16 protein-coding genes are annotated in these 18,869 nt (G+C 61.9%); 3 read left to right on the forward strand and 13 right to left on the reverse strand.

The genetic code is table 11. The features are described from left to right. Positions 1–35 precede the first annotated feature (35 nt). From ACEN93_RS18035 to ACEN93_RS18085, 11 genes are all read right to left on the reverse strand, one after another. Positions 36–680, reverse strand: coding sequence for a methionine ABC transporter permease (locus tag ACEN93_RS18035; RefSeq protein WP_039764534.1), 645 nt, complete (start codon positions 678–680; stop codon positions 36–38). After that, positions 670–1,794, reverse strand: coding sequence for a methionine ABC transporter ATP-binding protein (locus tag ACEN93_RS18040; protein ID WP_495610335.1), 1,125 nt, complete (start codon positions 1,792–1,794; stop codon positions 670–672). The genes ACEN93_RS18035 and ACEN93_RS18040 overlap by 11 nt, the downstream gene beginning before the upstream one ends. Before the next feature lie 2 nt (positions 1,795–1,796). Next, positions 1,797–2,606 (reverse strand): MetQ/NlpA family ABC transporter substrate-binding protein, encoded by an 810-nt coding sequence (locus ACEN93_RS18045; RefSeq protein ID WP_007952748.1) that lies wholly within the window; start codon positions 2,604–2,606, stop codon positions 1,797–1,799. A gap of 154 nt (positions 2,607–2,760) precedes the next feature. Next, entirely contained in the window at positions 2,761–4,113 is a 1,353-nt protein-coding gene (locus ACEN93_RS18050; protein WP_074689426.1) for an LLM class flavin-dependent oxidoreductase, read from the reverse strand. After that, on the reverse strand, positions 4,113–5,306 hold the full coding sequence (locus tag ACEN93_RS18055; RefSeq protein WP_495610336.1) for an SfnB family sulfur acquisition oxidoreductase: 1,194 nt from the start codon (positions 5,304–5,306) through the stop codon (positions 4,113–4,115). The genes ACEN93_RS18050 and ACEN93_RS18055 overlap by 1 nt, the downstream gene beginning before the upstream one ends. Before the next feature lie 38 nt (positions 5,307–5,344). Further along, on the reverse strand, positions 5,345–6,586 hold the full coding sequence (locus ACEN93_RS18060; RefSeq protein WP_039764545.1) for an SfnB family sulfur acquisition oxidoreductase: 1,242 nt from the start codon (positions 6,584–6,586) through the stop codon (positions 5,345–5,347). 266 nt (positions 6,587–6,852) lie between these two features. Further along, complete coding sequence (locus tag ACEN93_RS18065; protein WP_495610337.1) at positions 6,853–7,617, reverse strand: hypothetical protein; 765 nt, start codon at positions 7,615–7,617, stop codon at positions 6,853–6,855. A 453-nt stretch (positions 7,618–8,070) separates the two neighbouring features. Then, entirely contained in the window at positions 8,071–8,820 is a 750-nt protein-coding gene (gene tcyN, locus ACEN93_RS18070; protein WP_064382730.1) for an L-cystine ABC transporter ATP-binding protein TcyN, read from the reverse strand. A 4-nt stretch (positions 8,821–8,824) separates the two neighbouring features. Beyond that, positions 8,825–9,490 (reverse strand): cystine ABC transporter permease, encoded by a 666-nt coding sequence (tcyL, locus tag ACEN93_RS18075; protein ID WP_007952735.1) that lies wholly within the window; start codon positions 9,488–9,490, stop codon positions 8,825–8,827. Beyond that, on the reverse strand, positions 9,490–10,290 hold the full coding sequence (gene tcyJ / locus ACEN93_RS18080; protein ID WP_039764552.1) for a cystine ABC transporter substrate-binding protein: 801 nt from the start codon (positions 10,288–10,290) through the stop codon (positions 9,490–9,492). The genes tcyL and tcyJ overlap by 1 nt, the downstream gene beginning before the upstream one ends. Positions 10,291–10,535: 245 nt before the next feature. Next, complete coding sequence (locus ACEN93_RS18085; RefSeq protein WP_495610338.1) at positions 10,536–11,540, reverse strand: D-cysteine desulfhydrase; 1,005 nt, start codon at positions 11,538–11,540, stop codon at positions 10,536–10,538. Between the two features lie 190 nt (positions 11,541–11,730). Here ACEN93_RS18085 and epsC point away from each other — a divergent pair, with 190 nt between their 5' ends. Together epsC and betT are read left to right on the forward strand one after the other, a co-directional pair. Continuing rightward, on the forward strand, positions 11,731–12,657 hold the full coding sequence (gene epsC, locus ACEN93_RS18090; protein WP_007952730.1) for a serine O-acetyltransferase EpsC: 927 nt from the start codon (positions 11,731–11,733) through the stop codon (positions 12,655–12,657). Positions 12,658–13,065: 408 nt separating this feature from the next. Next, positions 13,066–15,027 carry a choline transporter BetT gene (betT, locus tag ACEN93_RS18095; protein ID WP_200889778.1) on the forward strand — a complete coding sequence of 654 codons (1,962 nt, stop codon included), beginning with the start codon at positions 13,066–13,068 and terminating at the stop codon, positions 15,025–15,027. Between the two features lie 24 nt (positions 15,028–15,051). On the opposite strand, the gene ACEN93_RS18100 is transcribed toward betT, so the two are convergent. Beyond that, the gene (locus ACEN93_RS18100) at positions 15,052–15,312 is read right to left on the reverse strand and encodes a hypothetical protein (RefSeq protein ID WP_007952727.1); all 261 of its coding nucleotides are present in this window, start codon (positions 15,310–15,312) and stop codon (positions 15,052–15,054) included. 87 nt (positions 15,313–15,399) lie between these two features. Further along, a complete protein-coding gene (locus ACEN93_RS18105; RefSeq protein WP_039764559.1) occupies positions 15,400–16,437 on the reverse strand; it encodes a LacI family DNA-binding transcriptional regulator in 1,038 nt (345 codons plus the stop codon). Positions 16,438–16,643: 206 nt separating this feature from the next. On the opposite strand from ACEN93_RS18105, the gene ACEN93_RS18110 reads away from it, so the two are divergent. Beyond that, positions 16,644–18,869, forward strand: coding sequence for a TonB-dependent receptor (locus tag ACEN93_RS18110; protein WP_495610339.1), 2,226 nt, complete (start codon positions 16,644–16,646; stop codon positions 18,867–18,869).

Below are 18,869 nucleotides of genomic sequence, written 5' to 3' on the forward strand. Positions count from 1 at the left end.
CACGAAAGCGGACCTTTCCGCTTTCGTGCGAGAGCTCAGCGCTTGTTCAAACCCCGCGCCAGGCGATCGCCACCCAGCTGAATCACCGCCACCAGCGCCACCAGCAGCACGATCACGGTCAGCATGATCTGGCTGTCGAAGCGCTGATAGCCGTAGCGATAGGCGATGTCGCCCAGGCCGCCGGCACCGATCGCCCCGGCCATGGCCGAGGAGTTGATCATCGTCACCAGGGTGATGGTAAAACCGCCGACAATCCCCGGCAGCGCCTCGGGCAACAGCACATGCCAGACGATGTGCCAGCGCCGACAGCCCATGGCTTGCGCTGCTTCGATCAGGCCGTAGTCGACTTCACGCAGGCTCACTTCGGCGATCCGTGCAAAGAACGGCGTGGCCGCGATGGTCAACGGCACGACTGCCGCCCACACACCGTAGGTGGTGCCGACGATCAGCCGGGTGAACGGAATCAGCGCGACCATCAGGATCAGAAACGGGATCGAGCGAAACAGGTTCACGAACGCACCCAGCGCGCGATTGAGCACTGGCGCTTCGTAAATGCCGCCCTTGTCGCTGGTGACCAGAATCACTGCCATCGGAATCCCGACGAGCAACGCGATCAGCGACGACACGCCAACCATCAGAAACGTGTCGATAAAACCCTGCAGCAAGCGATCAAACCACATAACCCAGCACCTCCGTGCGTTGTGCCCATTGCCCGGCGCGCTCACGCAATTGCTCGGCATTCAGCTGCGAACCCGCGACCGCCAGCAACAGTTGCCCGAGCGCGTGGCCCTGAATCCGTTCCACGCCGCCCTGGAGCAATTTCACCCGGCCACCGAGCGCGGCGAACAGCGCGGCCAGATCCGGTTCGTCCTGCTGGCTGCCGGTGAACTGCAAGCGCAGCACCACGGCCGCGTCCGCCGATAAAGGCTGTGCCTGCAAACGGCTTTGCAATTCTTCAGGCAAAGCGTGCTGCAACGGCGCGAGCAAAGTCTGGCTGACCTCGTGCTGCGGATTGCCGAACACTTCCCAGACCGGGCCCTGCTCGACGATGCGGCCGTGTTCGAGCACGACGACGCGATCGCAGATCTCCCGGATTACTGCCATCTCGTGAGTGATCAGCACGATGGTCAGGCCCAGGCGTTTGTTGATCTCGCGCAGCAGGCCGAGGATCGATTGAGTGGTTTCCGGATCGAGGGCCGAGGTGGCTTCGTCACACAGCAGAATGTCCGGGTCATGCACCAGCGCACGGGCGATGCCGACGCGCTGTTTCTGCCCGCCGGACAGCTGCGCCGGATAAGCCTTGTGCTTGGCTTGCAGGCCCACCAGTTCCAGCAGTTCGCGAACCTTTTTCTCCCGTTGTTCCTTCGGGACACCGGCGACTTTCAGCGGCAGTTCGACGTTCTGCCACACCGTTTTCGCCGACATCAGGTTGAAGTGCTGGAAGATCATGCCGATCCGTCGGCGCAGGGCGACGAGGCGATCCTCGTCGTACTCGCCGATGTCCACCTGATCGATCAGCACCCGGCCCGAGGTCGGTTGTTCGAGGCGGTTGATGGTGCGGATCAGCGACGATTTGCCGGCGCCGCTGCGGCCGATGATGCCGAACACTTCACCGCGCTGGATCGCCAGGTCGATGCCTTGCAGGGCGGCGACCGGGCCTTGTTTGCCGTCGTAGGTCTTGCCGAGCCCGACGAAACGCACATGAGCGCGATTCAGTTCGGGATGCAGTTCGGTGCGCTGTGCCAGCGCGGGTGGCTCTGGAAGATCCAGTCGCCGTTGGATGGCCGCGGTCATCCTCAGCTTTCCCAGCCGGCCTGGTAGAGCTTGCCGTGGGCCTTATCCAGTGCGGCGCGAACGGCCGGCGAATGCTGGTAGATGTCGACGAACTTGATCAGGCGCGGGTCGGTCTTGCTCTTCGGCTGGATCACGAACTGAATCACGTATTCCTTGTGGTCGAGGCCGTCGAACAGCAGCGCGGAGCCGGCGTCGAAAGTCTTCGCCAGACGGATGTAGGCCGGGTAGCCCTGGACCAGATCGGCGTCATCGTAGGCGCGCACCAGTTGCACGGCTTCGACTTGCAGGATCTTGATCTTCTTCGGGTTGGCGACGATATCGTCTTCAGTGGCCTTGTAGCCAACACCCGGTTTGAGGGTGATCAGACCGGCCTTGGCCAGCAATTGCAGCCCGCGTCCGCTGTTGATCGGGTCGTTGGCGATGGCGACGCTGGCGCCTTCCGGCAGCTCGTCGAAGCTTTTGTATTTCTTCGAGTACAGGCCGACGTTGTTGATGATCCCTGGCGCGAACGGCACCAGGTCGAAACCGGAGGCGGCCTTGGCGTTTTCCAGGAACGGGATGTGCTGGAAGTAGTTCACGTCAATGTCACCGGCGGCGAGGCTGACGTTCGGTGCGATCCAGTCGGTGAATTCCACCAGCTCGACTTTCAGGCCCTGTTTGGAGGCCTCTTCGACGGCGGCTTCCAGCGGAATCGCGAAGGCGGCGGTGGTGCCGATTTTCAACGGGGCATCTGCGGCGAACACCGCCGAGCTGAACAGGCCGAAGGCCAGGGCCAGTGCTTTGACTGGGTGGGACAGGAGCTTCTTGGTCATGGTGGTTTTCCAGTCAGTACATAAGGTTTGTGCTGATCGCTCCCACGCTCCGCGTGGGAGCGCGCCTCAATGGACGCTCTGCGTCCGCTGTCTGGACGCAGAGCGTCCCAAGGCTGCATTCCCACGCAGAGCGTGGGAACGATCAGTGCCGGGGTTAGTGTCGGTAGTGGGCGCCGGTGTGTTGCTGCGGCAAATGCGCTTCGCCGTGAAACAGTTTTTCCCGCAGGCTGCCGGTGTCGTACGCGGTCTTGTACGAGCCGCGCCGTTGCAGCTCCGGAATCACCAGATCGATGAAATCCACATAGCTTTCCGGGGTGACGATGCGGGTCAGGTTGAAGCCGTCGAGGCCGGTTTCGGCGATCCACGATTCCAGTTCATCCGCCACTTGCTGCGGTGAGCCGACCACGGTGATGTAGCGCCCGCCCAGAGCGTGCTGGTCGAGCAACTTGCGGCGGGTCCAGTCGTTGTTCTGCAGGTTCTTGGTGGCGGACTGGATCGCGTTGCTCTTCACGTACTGGATCGGTTCGTCGATTTCGTACTGGGAAAAGTCGATGCCAGTGGACGCCGAAAAATGCGCCACGCCCGCTTCGGCGCTGGCGTAGCTCAGGTATTCGGCGTGCTTGGCCCAGGCCGCTTCCTCGGTCTCGCCGACGATCACATTGAGGCCCATGAACACCTTGATGTCCTCAGGGTTGCGACCCGCTTCGACAGCGCTGGCGCGGACCTTGTCCACCTGCACTTTGGTCGACTGCTTGTTCTGGCCGCTGATGAACACGCACTCGGCATGCCGCCCGGCGAACAGCAGACCGCGATCCGAACTGCCGGCCTGGAACAGCACCGGCGTGCGCTGCGGTGACGGTTCGCACAGGTGATAACCCTCGACCTGATAGAACTCGCCCTTGTGTTCGACCTTGTGCACCTTGTCCGGCTGCGCGTAGATCCGCTGCTGCGGATCGTTGAGCACCGCGCCGTTTTCCCAGCTGCCTTCCCAGAGTTTGTAGAGCACTTCGAGGTACTCGTCGGCCTGGTCGTAACGCCGGTCATGTTCGACCTGTTCACTGAGGCCCATGGCCTTGGCGGCGCTGTCCAGATAACCGGTGACGATGTTCCAGCCCACCCGTCCACGGCTCAGGTGATCGAGTGTCGACATGCGTCGGGCGAACAGATACGGCGGCTCGTAGGTGAGGTTGGCGGTCAGGCCGAAACCGAGGTTTTTGGTCACCGCGGACATCGCCGACACCAACAGCAGCGGATCGTTGACCGGCAGCTGGATCGACTCTTTCAGCGTGACGTCCACCGAGTTCTGATAGACGTCGTACACGCCGACGATGTCGGCGATGAACAGCCCGTCGAACAGCCCGCGCTCCAGCAGTTGCGCCAGTTCGGTCCAGTATTCGATGGTCTTGTATCGGGTCGAGGTGTCGCGTGGATGGGTCCACAACCCGTGGTTGATGTGGCCGATGCAGTTCATGTTGAACGCATTGAGCAGGATCTTTTTCTTGCTCATCAGATGGTCCCTCGCAGCGGAGGGTTTTCATCGTTGAGGTAGTAATTGCCGACCGCGTGATATTTCCAGCGCACCGGGTCGTGCAGGGTGTGAACCCGGGCGTTGCGCCAGTGGCGGTCTAGGCCGTGTTCGATCAGGGTGGCCTGGCTGCCGGCCAGTTCGAACAGGGTGCTGCCGGCGGCCAGGGAGATTTCGGTGCTGATCGCCCGTGCTTCGGCGACGGCAATCGAGGCCGCTGCAACCGTCTCGGCATTGGTCTCAGCCTGGGCCGCATCGAGGAATTCGCCGGCGCGTTCGAGCAGGGCTTCGGTGGCGTGCAGGCGGATGCTCAGGTGGCCGAAGCTCTTGAGGGTCAGCGGGTCTTCGGTGGCTTTGTCGTTACCTGAATCGATCCATGGCCGGGTCTTGCTGCGCACGAAGTGCAGCGCATCTTCGTAAGCGGCGCGGGCGATGCCGGTGTCGATGGCGGCGTGAAGGATCTGCGCCAGCGGGCCGACCGGGGTCGGGCGCTCGAAAGCGCTCTGGAACGGGATGACATCTTCGGCGGCGACATACACGTCTTCGAACACCACTGAACCGCTGCCGGTGGTGCGCTGGCCGAAGCCGCTCCAGTCGTCGATCACGGTCAGGCCTTTGCTGTCGCGCGGGACGAAGGCCAGTTGCTGCACGCCGTTTTCATCGACTACCGACGTTGGAATCCGTTGGGCGTAAATGGCACCGGTCGCATAAAACTTGCGGCCATTGATGCGATAACCGCTGCCGTCGCGTTTCAGGCTGGTGACACGGTCGTGGGCAGTCTTGGTGCCAAGCTCTGCCAGGGCATTGCCGAAGCGCTGGCCGGCGAGGACTTCGGCGTACAGCCGTTGTTTCTGCTCGTGGCTGCCGTTCACCCGAAGCACTTCGAGGGCATAGAAATGGTTCTGTGGAATCTGCCCCAGCGAGCCATCGGCCCTGGCGATCAAAGCGATGACTTTGGCCAGGGTCACGTTGGACACACCGGCGCCACCGTACTCCTTGGGCACACTGATGCCCCACAGGCCGGAGCGGGAAAACACGTCGAGCTCCGGCAGCGGCAGGCGCCGTTCGCGGTCGCGCAGGTTGCTGTCGCGCTGGAAATCTTCGGCCAGGTCGCTGGCGACGATCAAGGCTTGCTCGTCGCTGGTGATGAGCGCGACGGGATGGGAAAGAGTCATGTGTTTCTCCAGAGATCTGGTCAAAAGTGTTCGGGTCGTCAGATCCAGGAATGGCGAGCCGGCAACTTGCCGTTGAGGCGATAGGCGCCGACCGCGTGATACTTCCAGCGCACCGGGTCGTGCAGGGTGTGCACCCGGGCGTTGCGCCAGTGACGGTCGAGGTTGAATTCGGCGAGGGTGGCGCGGCTGCCGGCCAGTTCGAAGAGCTTTTCGCTGGCCAGCAGCGAGATCTCGGTGGTCAGCACCTTGGCTTCGGCCACGGCAATCGAAGCGCGGGCGGCGGATTCGGCGGTCAGTGGCGCGGCATGCACCTGATCCAGCACTTGCCCGGCCTTGCGCAACAGCGCTTCGGCAGCGTGCAGTTCGATTTTCAGTTTGCCGATGTCGGCGATCACGTAGAGGTCATCGCTGGCCCGTTCGACGTTAGCGTCGATCCACGGCCGGGCGCGGGTCTTGACGAATTCGATGGCGTCATCGATGGCGCCACGGGCGATCCCGGCGTCGATCGCCGCTTGAATCAGCTGCGACACCGCGCCTTGGGTGTTGGGCTTTTCGTTGATCTTCCAGTTGTCCACCACGAGGCCGGCATCGACCCGCACGTTGTTCAACAGGATCGTGCCGCTGGCGGTGGTGCGCTGGCCGAAACCCGACCAGTCATCGACGATGCGCAATCCCGGCGTGCCGCGCCGGACGAAGGCCAGCACTTGCTTGCCGTCATCGTTGAGCGCCTTGACCGCCACCCAGTGGGCGAACAGGGCGCCGGTGGAATAGAACTTCTGGCCGTTGATCACGTAGTCATCGCCGTCAGCGGTGATGCGCGCCTTCAGTTCCAGGGTGTCCTTGGTGCCGCGTTCAGGCCCGGCGTTACCGATGCGCCAGCCTTCGAGCACGCTCTGCAGCAGATGCTTTTTCTGCTGCTCGGTGGCGCTGCCGAGGATCAGGTTGATGATGCCGAACTGGTTCTGCGGGATTTGTCCCAGCGCCGGGTCGGCCGCGGAAATGATCGCGAACACCTCGGCCAAAGTGACGAAGGAAACCTGCGGGCCGCCGTACTCGCGCGGAATCGCGATGCTGCCGAGGCCGCTGCGGGTGAACTGTTCGATTTCCGACCACGGCAGCTTGCGCTGGCGATCACGTTTGGCGGCCTGCACGCGGGCGACCTGCGCCAGCTCATGGGCGGCCTTGATGGCTTGAGCGTCGTTGCGCAGCACTTGCGCGGGCAACAACAGCGGGGCGATGTCCAGGTCACTCTGGACGTTTGCGTCTGCCAGACTGGACATCAGTGCCGCTCCTTGGCTGCACGCAATGCCCTGGCGATCTGCACTGGGGTGATTGTGTTCCGGACCATGCTACCTACCTCACATCTCATGAAAAACGCCGCAAAGGTGCGGCGAACGAAAGAATGTCCGGTGGTCCGGTGCATATACCCTAAGCGCGTATAAAATTTAAATAAACTAACTTTTAGGAATATGTATAGAAGGGGGCGTGGTCTGGCTGGTCAAGCGTGCGGCGACGAGGGACGGCGTCCCTCATCGACCGTTTTGGCTCATTTCTTTTGTGGCTCTGCCGCCTTCAGCGTTTCCTTGAGCGGCACCTTGAGGTAGGGATTCACGCAACCGATCTTCAGCGTTCGCGGCGGTGCCCAGCGCGAGTTGTTGCCGACCCGGTCGAGGATGCAATAGGTCACGTCCAGCCGCAGATCCTCGCCGGCCTCGGTGATGACTGCCGGCGGCACCCAGACCTGAATCGGCTTGCCGATATCGGCCGGGGTGATGAGTGCCAGATCCATCCGTACATCGCCCCAGCGCAAGGTGATGGCATCGCCTTCGGCCATGTTCAGATACGGCTCGATGGTCAGTGGCACGCCGCGTCTGATCTGGTTTGCGTTGACGCCCTGACGGCGAATGGTGTCGGGCAGGGTCACGGGGGCCAGTTGCTGGTTTTCGTCACCGCACACCGCCGGTGGTTGCCCGCCGGGGCAGTCGAGCTTGGCTGTGACCCGCGCGGCTGCCGACAACGATGGGCCGTGACCTACCCGCATGACCCGATAGTGGATGCATGACGAGCCGCTGGCGATAAAACTCTCCGGCACTCGCAGGCTGACCGGGGTCGCGACGTCCTGCGCTGTCAGCATGTGAGAAGCGACGTAGCAGTTGTTCCAGAACAGTTCGATCAGGTCGCCCGTATCCATGTCCGGGTAGGGCGGCACATTGACCAGCAGCTGAGCCGCTGCCGCGAGGTTGATGCCGTTGTTCTGGGATGGCGCCAGGCTCGGCGCGGCCAGTTCGGGGATAGGCGAAGTGCGGGTCATGAAATCCTCTCCTTGAAGCCTTGCAGCGAAATCCGTTTCTGAAAGTTCAAATGGCCAGAATTGCCCGGTAATAAATACGGGGTCTTTCGGCCAATCGTTATTTGGTCTTTTTGATGTGGCGGGTTGCGATAAGTGACTAGATAAAAGTTCGCCGGAAGTTCTGTCAATGGACGGGGTTGGTTAATTGCAGAATTACGGATTTATCAGAATTCTCCTACAGTGGTAAAGCACTCTACCTATCTGGTATGGCGAATTGAACCACGGTATCTGCCGGGCTTTGCGTGCTCTGGCAGCTATTGGATCGTGCAGTGGGAAATTCGAGGGCGCGCACTTTAATCATGTCGAGTCTGTTGCAGGACGTATATATATTCTGCAATCGCTTGATCAAGTTTTGTCGGGAGGTGTAAGTAGAACTTCCATCCATGGAAGTTTGTATTCCGGAAAGTTTACAGGTCAGCCGTTATTTCTGAACTTGCTGAGGAACTGTCGAGTGCGTTCTTCTTTCGGATTGGCAAACAACGCTTTAGCTTCGCCTTGTTCGACGATCACGCCTTTATCGAAAAACACCACGCGGTTGGCCACATCACGAGCGAACGCCATTTCGTGGGTGACGATCACCATGGTGCGTTTCTCCTCGGCGAGGCCGCGGATGGTCGCCAGCACTTCACCCACCAGTTCCGGATCGAGGGCCGAGGTCGGCTCGTCGAACAGGATCACTTCCGGCTCCATCGCCAGCGCCCGGGCAATCGCCACGCGCTGTTGCTGGCCACCGGACAGGCGCCGTGGGTAGGCGTCTTCCTTGCCCGCCAGGCCAACCTTGGCCAGCAGCTTCTTGCCCAGGGCAATGGCTGCATCGCGGGGCGTCTTCTTGACCACGATCGGGCCTTCGATGACGTTTTCCAGAGCGGTGCGGTGCGGGAACAGGTTGAAGTTCTGGAACACGAAGCCCACATGCTGGCGCAGGTTGCGCACCAGGCTCTGCTGCTGGTTCAGCGGGCGGCTGGTATCGATCTCGATCTCGCCGACCTTGATCCGGCCGCTGGTGGGTTCCTCGAGGAAGTTCAGACAGCGCAGGAACGTGGTCTTGCCCGAGCCGCTGGGGCCGATGATTGCCACGACCTCGCCTTCCTTCACCTCCAGATCAATGCCGTTGAGCACGACTTGACCCTTGAACTGCTTTGTCAGTTTTTCCACGACAATCATGGGGTCAGGACTCCTGGTCGTGCCGATTGACCCGCTCTTCCAACTTGTTCTGGAAGTGCGACAGCACCGTGGCCAGAATCCAGTAGATCAGCGCGGCGGCAAGATACATGGTGAAGACTTCGAAAGTCCGGGCGGTAATCAGCTGCGCCTGACGGAACAGCTCCGGCACCTGAATGGTGGCGGCCAGCGCGGTGTCCTTGACCAGCGAAATGAAGCTGTTGCCCAGCGGCGGCAAGGCCGTGCGCATCGCCTGCGGCAGGATGGCCCGGCGCAGGGTCTGCGCGCGGGTCATGCCGATGCTCGCGGCGGCTTCCCACTGGCCGCGTTCGATCGAACCGATCGCGGACCGCAGGATTTCACAGGCGTAGGCGGCCATGTTCAGCGAGAAACCGATCAGCGCCGCCGGCAGCGGGTCGAGTTCCATGCCCAATTGCGGCAAGCCGTAATAGATCACGAACAGTTGCACCAGCAACGGCGTGCCGCGAAAGAACGACACGTAGATGCGGGCCAGCCAGCTGACCGACTTGAAACGCGACAGGCGCATCAACGCCAGGCCAAAGCCCAGCAGCAGGCCGAAAAACATGCCGCCGAGGCTGAGGATTACCGTGTAGTACGCGCCCTTCAACAGGAAGGGCGCGGAGTCCAGTGCGAGTTGGAAAGCTTCTTCCATTATTGGGTGACGTCAGCGTTGAAGTATTTCGTGGACAGCTTCTCAAGGGTGCCGTCGGCACGCAGTTCGTCGAGGGCCTTGTTCACGGCGGCCAGCAGTTCAGGCTCGCCTTTGCGCAGGGCAATACCGGCTTCCTGACGCGAGAAGGCTTCACCGGCGGCGACGGTTTTCGGCGCTTTCTTGGCGTATTCCAGTGCGGCCAGACGGTCGATCAGGATCGCGTCGGTACGGCCGTTGTTCAGGTCGGCGAACTTGGTCGGATCATCGTCGTAGGTGCGCACGTCGGCACCCGGCACGTTGGCGCGGACCCACTGTTCGTAGTTGGTGCCCAGGCCCACGCCGACTTTCTTGCCGGACAGGTCAGCGGCGGATTTGATGTTCAGCGCGGCGGCCTTGTCTTTCAGTACCAGCGCCTGAATCCCGGAAACGGTGTACGGCTCGGAGAAGTCATACTTCTTCTTGCGCTCGTCGGAAATGGTCACCTGATTGACCACGACGTCCAGACGCTTGGATTCCAGGGCCGCGAGGATGCCGTCCCATTTGGTCGGCTGAATCTTGGCCTTCACGCCCAGCTTCTTGGCCAGGGCTTCGGACAGTTCGACTTCGAAACCCGACAGCTTACCGTCGGCATCGACGAAGCTGAACGGTGGGTAAGTGCCTTCCAGGCCGACGTTGATAACGCCTTTGTCCTTGATCTGTTGCAGTTGCTCACCGGCAACCGCCTGCCCCAGCAGACCGGCGCTCAGTGCCAGGCCCAGCGAACCTACCAGCAGATTTCGACGTAGTGCGGAAAGAATCATGACAAGCCCCTGTGTTTTCTTATGGAAGACGCTTAAGGAAAGTTGGCGAATCCGGGAATTGGACGACAGCGCTATCCTGCCTTAAAGCAGCTTATGCGTCTCTCGCGAAATTCGCCTGCGGCGAGACTATATGACGGTTCTTTTAGAATTGAAAATAATGAATTTTCCGTTTGTTATTCATCTGTGGAATATCTGTTTTTCGTATTCCGGGATGCATTCCCACGCAGCGCGTGGGAACGAGCGCGTCAGAGAAAATCCTTGTACGCGAACAACGCCGGGGCGCCGCCGGTGTGCAGGAAGATGATCGGGCCGTCGTCGAAACGCCCGCGACCGATGCCGTCGAGCAACCCGGCCATGGCCTTGCCGGTGTAGACCGGATCGAGCAGCACGGCGTCCTGGCTGGCCAGCAGTTTCACTGCCGACAGCGTCCCGGCATTCGGCTCGCCGTAGCGCGGGCCGAAGTATTCGTCCCACAACTCGACCTTGAAGCTGTCCGGAAGCGCCACGCCCAGCAGGTCGGCGGTGCGTTCGGCCAGGCCTTGGACTTTCGGGCGCTGATCTTCTTCGCTGCGCGACACCGTCACGCCGATCACCGGCAGTTGCGGCAGGGCTTCACTCAACGCCAGCGCCAGACCGCTGTGGGTACCGGCACTGCCCGAGGCCAGGACCACGGCGGAAAATTGCAGGCCGGTGTCCTTGATCTGCTCTGCCAGCTCCAGACCGGCGCGCACGTAACCCAGCGCGCCGAGGGCGTTGGAGCCTCCGATCGGCACCAGATACGGCTTCTTGCCGTTGCTGCGCAGGCGCACGGCAAGGGCGGCCAGTTGTTCGTCGGCGTTGTCGAGGTTGTCGACCAGCTCGACCTTGGTGTCGAACAGGTCCAGCAGCAGGCGATTGCCGTTGCCGGTGTAGTTGCTGTCGTCGGTGCCCAGTGGATTTTCCAGCAGCGCCACACAGCCCAGGCCCAGTTTCGCGGCCAGCGCGGCGGTCTGGCGAACGTGGTTCGATTGCAGTGCACCGGCGGTGATCAGGGTATCGGCGCCTTGGGCGAGGGCATCGGCGGCAAGGTATTCGAGCTTGCGCAACTTGTTGCCGCCCATGGCCAGCGGCGTCAGGTCGTCGCGTTTGATGTAGACATCGCGGCCGAGCCAAGTGGACAGATGCTCGAGCTTTTCCAGTGGGGTCGGTTGGCCGAGCAGGTCGAGGCGGTTGAAGCGTTGCAGCTGTTGTTTGATCGGTTGTGTGGACATGGTTCCGTACTGGCGGAGGAAGATCACCGGACTATAGGCACGCCGATTTACCGGGGCAACCGTCAATCGCTTATAGCCAAATGTGCTTAGTCCAGCACTATCGGTTCTTAATTCGCCCCGATGGGGTTGCCGTAAAGTAGTCGCCGTTGACGCGGCCAGACAGTCCGGCCGCCCGTGAGGAGTCTTTACCGTGAGCGAGCGTTCCAGCCATTGGCAATTGCAGACCATCGTCAGCCAGCTGCGTACCGCGCGGGATCAGTGGCGGGCCCAAAATGGCCGTGCTTCCGGCGAGCAGGGCGGACGCGAGTTGCCGTCCCGTGATGCAATGGCGCAAATCCTTGAAGCCCTCTGTGGCGCACTGTTTCCGATGCGGCTGGGGCCGGTGGATCTGCGTGAGGAAAGCGAGGATTTCTACGTCGGTCACACTCTCGACGTCGCGCTGAATGCATTGCTGGCTCAGGCACGACTCGAACTGCGTTACGTCGCCCGTCACAGCGCCCAGGCCGACACTGAGGTCGAGGCGCAGGCGATCAGGATCATCCAGGATTTCGCCCTCGCATTGCCGGGCCTGCGCAGCTTGCTCGACACCGATGTGCTGGCCGCCTACCACGGCGACCCGGCGGCGCGCAGCGTCGATGAAGTGCTGCTGTGCTATCCGGGGATTCTGGCGGTGATTCACCATCGTCTGGCCCACCATTTGTACCGCGCAGGCCTGCCGCTGCTGGCGCGGATCAGCTCGGAAATCGCCCACTCGGCGACCGGCATCGATATTCATCCGGGCGCGCAGATCGGCCGCAGTTTCTTCATCGACCACGGGACGGGTGTGGTGATCGGCGAGACCGCGATCATCGGCGAGCGCGTCAGGATTTATCAGGCGGTGACCCTCGGCGCCAAGCGCTTCCCGGCGGACGAGGACGGCCAGTTGCAGAAAGGCCATCCACGCCACCCGATCGTCGAGGACGACGTGGTGATCTACGCCGGGGCGACGATTCTCGGGCGGATCACCATCGGCAAGGGTTCGACCATCGGCGGCAACGTGTGGCTGACCCGCAGCGTGCCGGCCGGGTGCAACCTGACCCAAGCCAATCTGCAGCATGACGACGGGACGCAGAAGTAACGATTACACCTGATCGTTCCCACGCTCTGCGTGGGAACGCCTCCAGGGTCGCTCCGCGTTCCGGACGTCCCCCGAATTACAGAGTGGCCTGCAATATGACGCGGAGCGTCAAGGGCGGCATTCCCACGCAGAGCGTGGGAACGATCACTTGGGAACGATCGTCCTCGCCACAGCGTCATACCCCCTCTTGAGCTAGCGTACGAAAGGTACCGCTGAGCCCTGCGATTAGTCCTTGGCGCGCTATCCATGTTTAACTTGAACGTTCATTCAAGTTAAACCGGCGGTTCGCCGCCCGCTCACAACAGGAGGCTTGCCTTTGCTGAGTCCGATCATTTCAGCCATTTTCCAACCCCTTGAGGTGCACCGTTCATGAGTGCATCGTCTACCCCCGCCAGCGGTCTGGTACGCATGAATCCGCCGGTGTTCTGGTTCGCCGCGACGGTGATCCTGCTGTTCGGCCTGACCGTCATCGCCATGCCGGAACAGGCCGGCGCCTGGCTTCTCGAAGCGCAAAACTGGGCGGCCAACACGGTCGGCTGGTACTACATGCTCGCCATGACCCTGTATCTGATCTTCGTGGTGGTTACCGCGTTGTCGGGCTACGGCAAGATCAAACTCGGTGCCGACCACGACGAACCCGAATTCAGTTACCTGTCCTGGGCCGGCATGCTGTTCGCCGCCGGGATCAGCATCACGCTGTTTTTCTTCTGCGTGTCCGAACCGCTAACCCACATGCTTCAGCCGCCGCAAGGCGAGGCCGGCACGGCGGACGCGGCGCGTCAGGCGATGCAGATTCTGTTTCTACACTGGGGCCTGCACGGCTGGGGCGTGTTCGCTTTCGTCGGCATGGCGCTGGCGTATTTCGCTTATCGGCACAACCTGCCACTGGCCCTGCGTTCGGCGCTGTACCCGCTGATCGGCAAGCGCATCAACGGCCCCATCGGCTACGCGGTGGACGGCTTCGGCATCATCGCCACGGTGTTCGGCCTTGGTGCGGACATGGGCTTCGGCGTGCTCCATCTCAACTCCGGTCTGGACTATCTGTTCGGCATCGCCCACACCCAGTGGATTCAGGTCGGCCTGATCACGCTGATGATGGGTGCGGCGATCATCGTCGCCGTCTCCGGTGTGGATAAAGGCGTGCGGGTGATGTCCGACATCAACATGCTGCTGGCCTGCGCGCTGCTGCTGTTCGTGTTGTTCGCCGGCCCCACCCAGCATTTGCTCAACACCCTGATCCAGAACCTGGGCGACTACCTCGGCGCGTTGCCGATGAAGAGTTTCGACCTCTACGCCTACGACAAACCGAGCGACTGGCTCGGCGGCTGGACGGTGTTCTACTGGGCCTGGTGGATTGCATGGTCGCCGTTCGTGGGCCTGTTCATCGCACGGATTTCCCGTGGCCGGACCATCCGCGAATTCGTCTTCGGCGTGCTGCTGATTCCGCTCGGTTTCACCCTGGCGTGGATGTCGATCTTCGGCAACAGCGCCATCGACCAGGTGCTCAATCACGGTATGTCAGCATTGGGCATGTCGGCCCTCGACAACCCGTCGATGACCCTTTACCTGCTGCTGGAAACCTACCCGTGGAGCAAAACCGTCATCGCGGTAACGGTGTTCATCAGCTTCGTGTTCTTCGTCACCTCCGCCGACTCCGGCACCGTGGTGCTCTCGACCCTGTCGGCCAAGGGCGGCAACCCGGATGAAGACGGGCCGAAATGGCTGCGGGTGTTCTGGGGCGCGATGACCGCGCTGGTGACCAGCGCACTGTTGTTCTCCGGCAGCATCGATGCGTTGAAGTCGGCGGTGGTGCTGACCTCGCTGCCGTTCTCGATGATCTTGCTGCTGATGATGTGGGGCCTGCACAAGGCGTTTTACCTGGAGTCGCAGAAGCAGATCGCGCAACTGCATTCCCTGGCGCCGGTGTCCGGTTCACGGCGTGGCAAGGGCGGCTGGCGTCAGCGTTTGAGCCAGGCTGTGCACTTCCCGTCGCGCGACGAGGTGTACCGCTTCATGGACACCACGGTGAAACCGGCCATCGAAGAAGTGACGGCCGTGTTCGCCGAGAAAGGCCTGAACGTGGTCACCCAACCGGACCCGGCACACGACAGCGTCAGCCTGGAAATCGGTCACGGCGAGCAGCACCCGTTCATCTATCAGGTGCAGATGCGCGGCTACTTCACGCCGTCGTTTGCCCGTGGCGGCATGGGCTCCAAGCAGCTTAACAATCGCCGCTACTACCGCGCTGAAGTGCACTTGAGCGAGGGCAGTCAGGATTACGATCTGGTCGGTTACACGAAAGAGCAGATCATCAACGACATCCTCGACCAGTACGAACGGCACATGCAGTTTCTGCATCTGGTGCGTTGATCGGGGCAGAGCGCCGGGACGCTTTCAAGTCTCGGCGCTCAGCACCATGAACAACACCATCGCCGCCAGCGGCACACCATACACGGCGCTGCCGATCGCAATCTCCGACCCCAACGGCTGCCCGGCGTGGACCACGCCGACCGCACCATTGATCACCGTCAACGCCAGCCACAACGCCGCGAAACCATAGGCCAGCGTCTGCCGACTGAAGCCGATGCGCTCGCCGATGTAAAACATCAGCGCCAGCAGGATCAGGCCGAAGAAGATGATGATTGCGGTGTGCATGGGGAGGCCTGCGGCATAGTCGGTGTTTGGTCGGGCGCCTTCGCGGTTTCATTTAGAGCATAGCCAAACCAGCCCACGCCATATTCGTCAGGTACTTTCCCGCTCTATGACCGTGCACTGCAGCAGATTCAACCGCTGTACCTCATCGCTCGGCAACACGCCAAGGCTTTCCAGCACCCGCGTCGCTGCCAGTACACCGATCTCCAGCGCCGGCGGTTTGATGGTGCTCAGGCTCGGCAGCAGCATCTCGGCGAACGGGTAGTCGCCGAAACCGAGGACGGCGCAGTCTTCGGGGATCTTGAGGCCGGCGCGTTGTCCGGCCAGCAGGCCGCCGGCGGCGAGGTTGTCGTTGGCGAAGATGATCGCGTCCGGGCGGGGTGAGGCGTTCATCAGCGCTTCCATTGCTTGCTTGCCGGCCTCGAATGGGGCGCGATCGGCGTCCGGTGCGAACACCCACGGTTCCAGGCCCAACTCACGCACGGTCGCCGCATAACCGTCGCGGCGCTCCAGTGCGCTGAAGTCGCCGGGTGCGCTGTTCTGCACGAAGGCGATGCGTCGATAGCCTTTGTTGTGCAAATAACGAGCGGCGCTGACACCCACTTCGAAGTGCGAAAAGCCGATCTGCATCGGCTCGCGATCCGGTTGGTAATCCCAGGTTTCGATCACCGGGATATCCGCTTCGGCAAGCATCTTTTCTGTGCCCGCGCTGTGGAAGTGACTGGTCACCACCAGCGCCGCCGGCGACCAGCCGAGGAAGGCCCGCACGGCGTTTTCTTCCTGTTCAGTGCTGAAGTAACTCGAGGCAAGAAGTAGCTGGTAGCCGTGACGGCTGAGGGTGTCGCTGAAGCCCTGAATGGTGTTGGCGAAGATCGGCCCGGAGATGTTCGGGATCACCATGCCGACGATTTTCCCCCGCGCCGAGGCGAGCCCGCCGGCCACCAGATTCGGCACATAACCCAACTCGGCGACCACCGCCGCGATGCGCTCGCGGCGTTCGGGCGAGACCTGTTCCGGCTGGTTGAAATAGCGCGACACGGTGATCGCCGAAACACCGGCCTGGCGCGCCACCGCGTTGAGGGTCACGCGACCGGCGCCACGGCGTTTGCGGGGCTTTTCTTCGCTCAAGGCTCGATCCTTCTTAAAAACCAAAACGCATATAAAAGTAATTTTTCAGTATTGGACGGTCTATGTCCGGCTTGCCAATACTGGCGATGTTAGCGCTAACAAAGCGCGTTGTCTGCTACTCGCTCGAGCGAATGCCCAAGACACCGAGACAGGCGCTGTCGTCGCAGAACGGCAGCGGTTCAGGGCAACTTTTCGAGCGGGCAAACATGCATAACATTCCTGGGGCGACACACAAACTGGCGCAATCGATCCGCGCTGCGGGCTGGCTACTCACCGGGCTGGCCGCGCTGCCGCTGCCCGTCGCGTTCGCCGCCGACAGCACCGATCAGGAGCCGACCCTCAAATCCGTCACGGTCACCGCCACCCGCCGCGAAGAGTCGCTGCAAAAGGTGCCGGTGGCGGTATCGGTGATCGACGGCGAGCAGCTGGAACGCGACAACCGCAACAGCGTGGCGAGCATCGTCCAGCAAGTGCCGTCGCTGAATTTCCGCACCGGCGCGTCGAACAAGGACACCTCGCTGTTCGTGCGTGGCGTGGGGACGATTTCCACCTCGCCAGGCGTCGAGCCGACCGTGGCCACGGTAATCGATGGCGTGGTCTACGCCCGTCCTGGCCAGTCCACTCTTGACCTGCTGGACCTGGAACGCGTCGAAGTCTTGCGCGGCCCGCAAGGCACGCTGTTCGGCAAGAATGCCTCGGCCGGCGTGCTGAACATCACCAGCAAGGCGCCGACCGCCGCGACCCACGGCTACATCGATCAGTCGTATTACAGCGGCAATGAAAGCCGCACCCGGTTCGGCATCGGTGGCAGCCTGATTCCGGACACGCTCAAGGGCTCGATCAGCACCTTGTTCGGCACTTACGACGGCAACGTCGACAACCAGCACAACGGTCAGGAGGTCAACGGCTACAACCATCGCGGCGTGCGCGGCAAACTGGAATTCACCCCGAACGACGACGTCACCTTTACCCTGATCGCCGACTACATGCAGTCCCACGATGACGGCCCCAACGGCGTCGTGACCAAGTCGTTGACCCCGGCCTTCGCCAATGCGTTGAGCCCGGTCAGTGCCACCAGCCACAACCGCGACATCAACACCGACACCCGCTCCCACGTCGAGGACACCAACAAGGGCCTGTCCGGCCAGCTCGACTGGCAACTGGGCGATTACACCCTGACCTCGATCACCGCGTGGCGCGGCTGGGACAACACCCAGTATCAGGACGGCGACCGCCTCGGCACGGTGACGGCCGCGTTCCCCGGCACGGCGGACAAGGGCGATCTGGCCTTCGACCAGTACTCGCAGGAGCTGCGTCTGGCGTCGCCGAAAGGCGAGTTCCTCGAATACGTCGGCGGCCTGTTCTACATGCACGGCAAGGACGAGGAAACCTATCAGCGCACGCTGACCACCACCACACGAACTGATCGCGGCGTCGCCGATTACAGCACCACCAGCGACAGCTACGCGGTGTTCGGCGAAAGCACATTGAATTTCACCTCGGACTTGCGTGGTATCGCCGGCCTGCGCTACACCCACGACGATCTCGAATACGATCACCGTCGTGTTTCCACTTCCGCCACCACCGTCAGCGGCATTCAACCGGCCACCCGCAGTTCCGGGTCGGTGGACGAGGATGGCTGGTCCGGTCGGCTCGGTTTGCAGTACGACCTGAGCGATACCGTCACCACCTATCTGACCTACTCGCGCGGCTACAAAGGCCCGGCCTACAACGTGTTCTTCAACATGCAGCCGCGCGATACCGAAGCGCTGAAACCGGAAACCTCCAACACCTGGGAGGCGGGGATCAAAGCCTCGTCCTGGAACAATCGCCTGACCACCAACCTCGCGGTTTTCCACAGCGACTACGACAACTACCAGGCTAACTTTTTCGACACCGTCGCCGGGCAAGTCGTAACGCGCCTGATCAACGCCGGCAGCGTCAGCACCGAAGGCGTGGAACTTGATTTCGCCCTGCAGGCGACCCAGCAACTGAAGTTCTCCGGCGCGCTGGCCTACACCCGGGCCCGCATCGACGAGTTCGCCTGCCCGGCGGGCGCGGCGGCGTCGTGCAACGTCAACGGCAAACCGCTGCCGTTCAGCCCGGACTGGAAAAGCTACGTGCGCGCCGACTACACCATCCCGCTGGATAACGGCCTGGATATCGAACTCGGCACCGACTACAGCTGGCAGAGCGAAGTGCAGTACGACATCAGCCAGAACGCCGACACCAAGCAGGGCGCCTACGGCCTCTGGAACGCCAGCGTGGCTCTGGCCGATTACACCAACGGCTGGCGCGTGGCGTTGCTCGGCAAGAACCTCACCGACAAGTCCTATTCGCCGCTGCTCGCCAGCGGAGGCAACTACATCTACCGCGCCGTGCCTCGCGACGACGAGCGCTACTTCGGCGTGCAACTGCGCAAGGACTTCTGA

The sequence above is a fragment of the Pseudomonas sp. Pseusp21 genome, assembly GCF_059492145.1.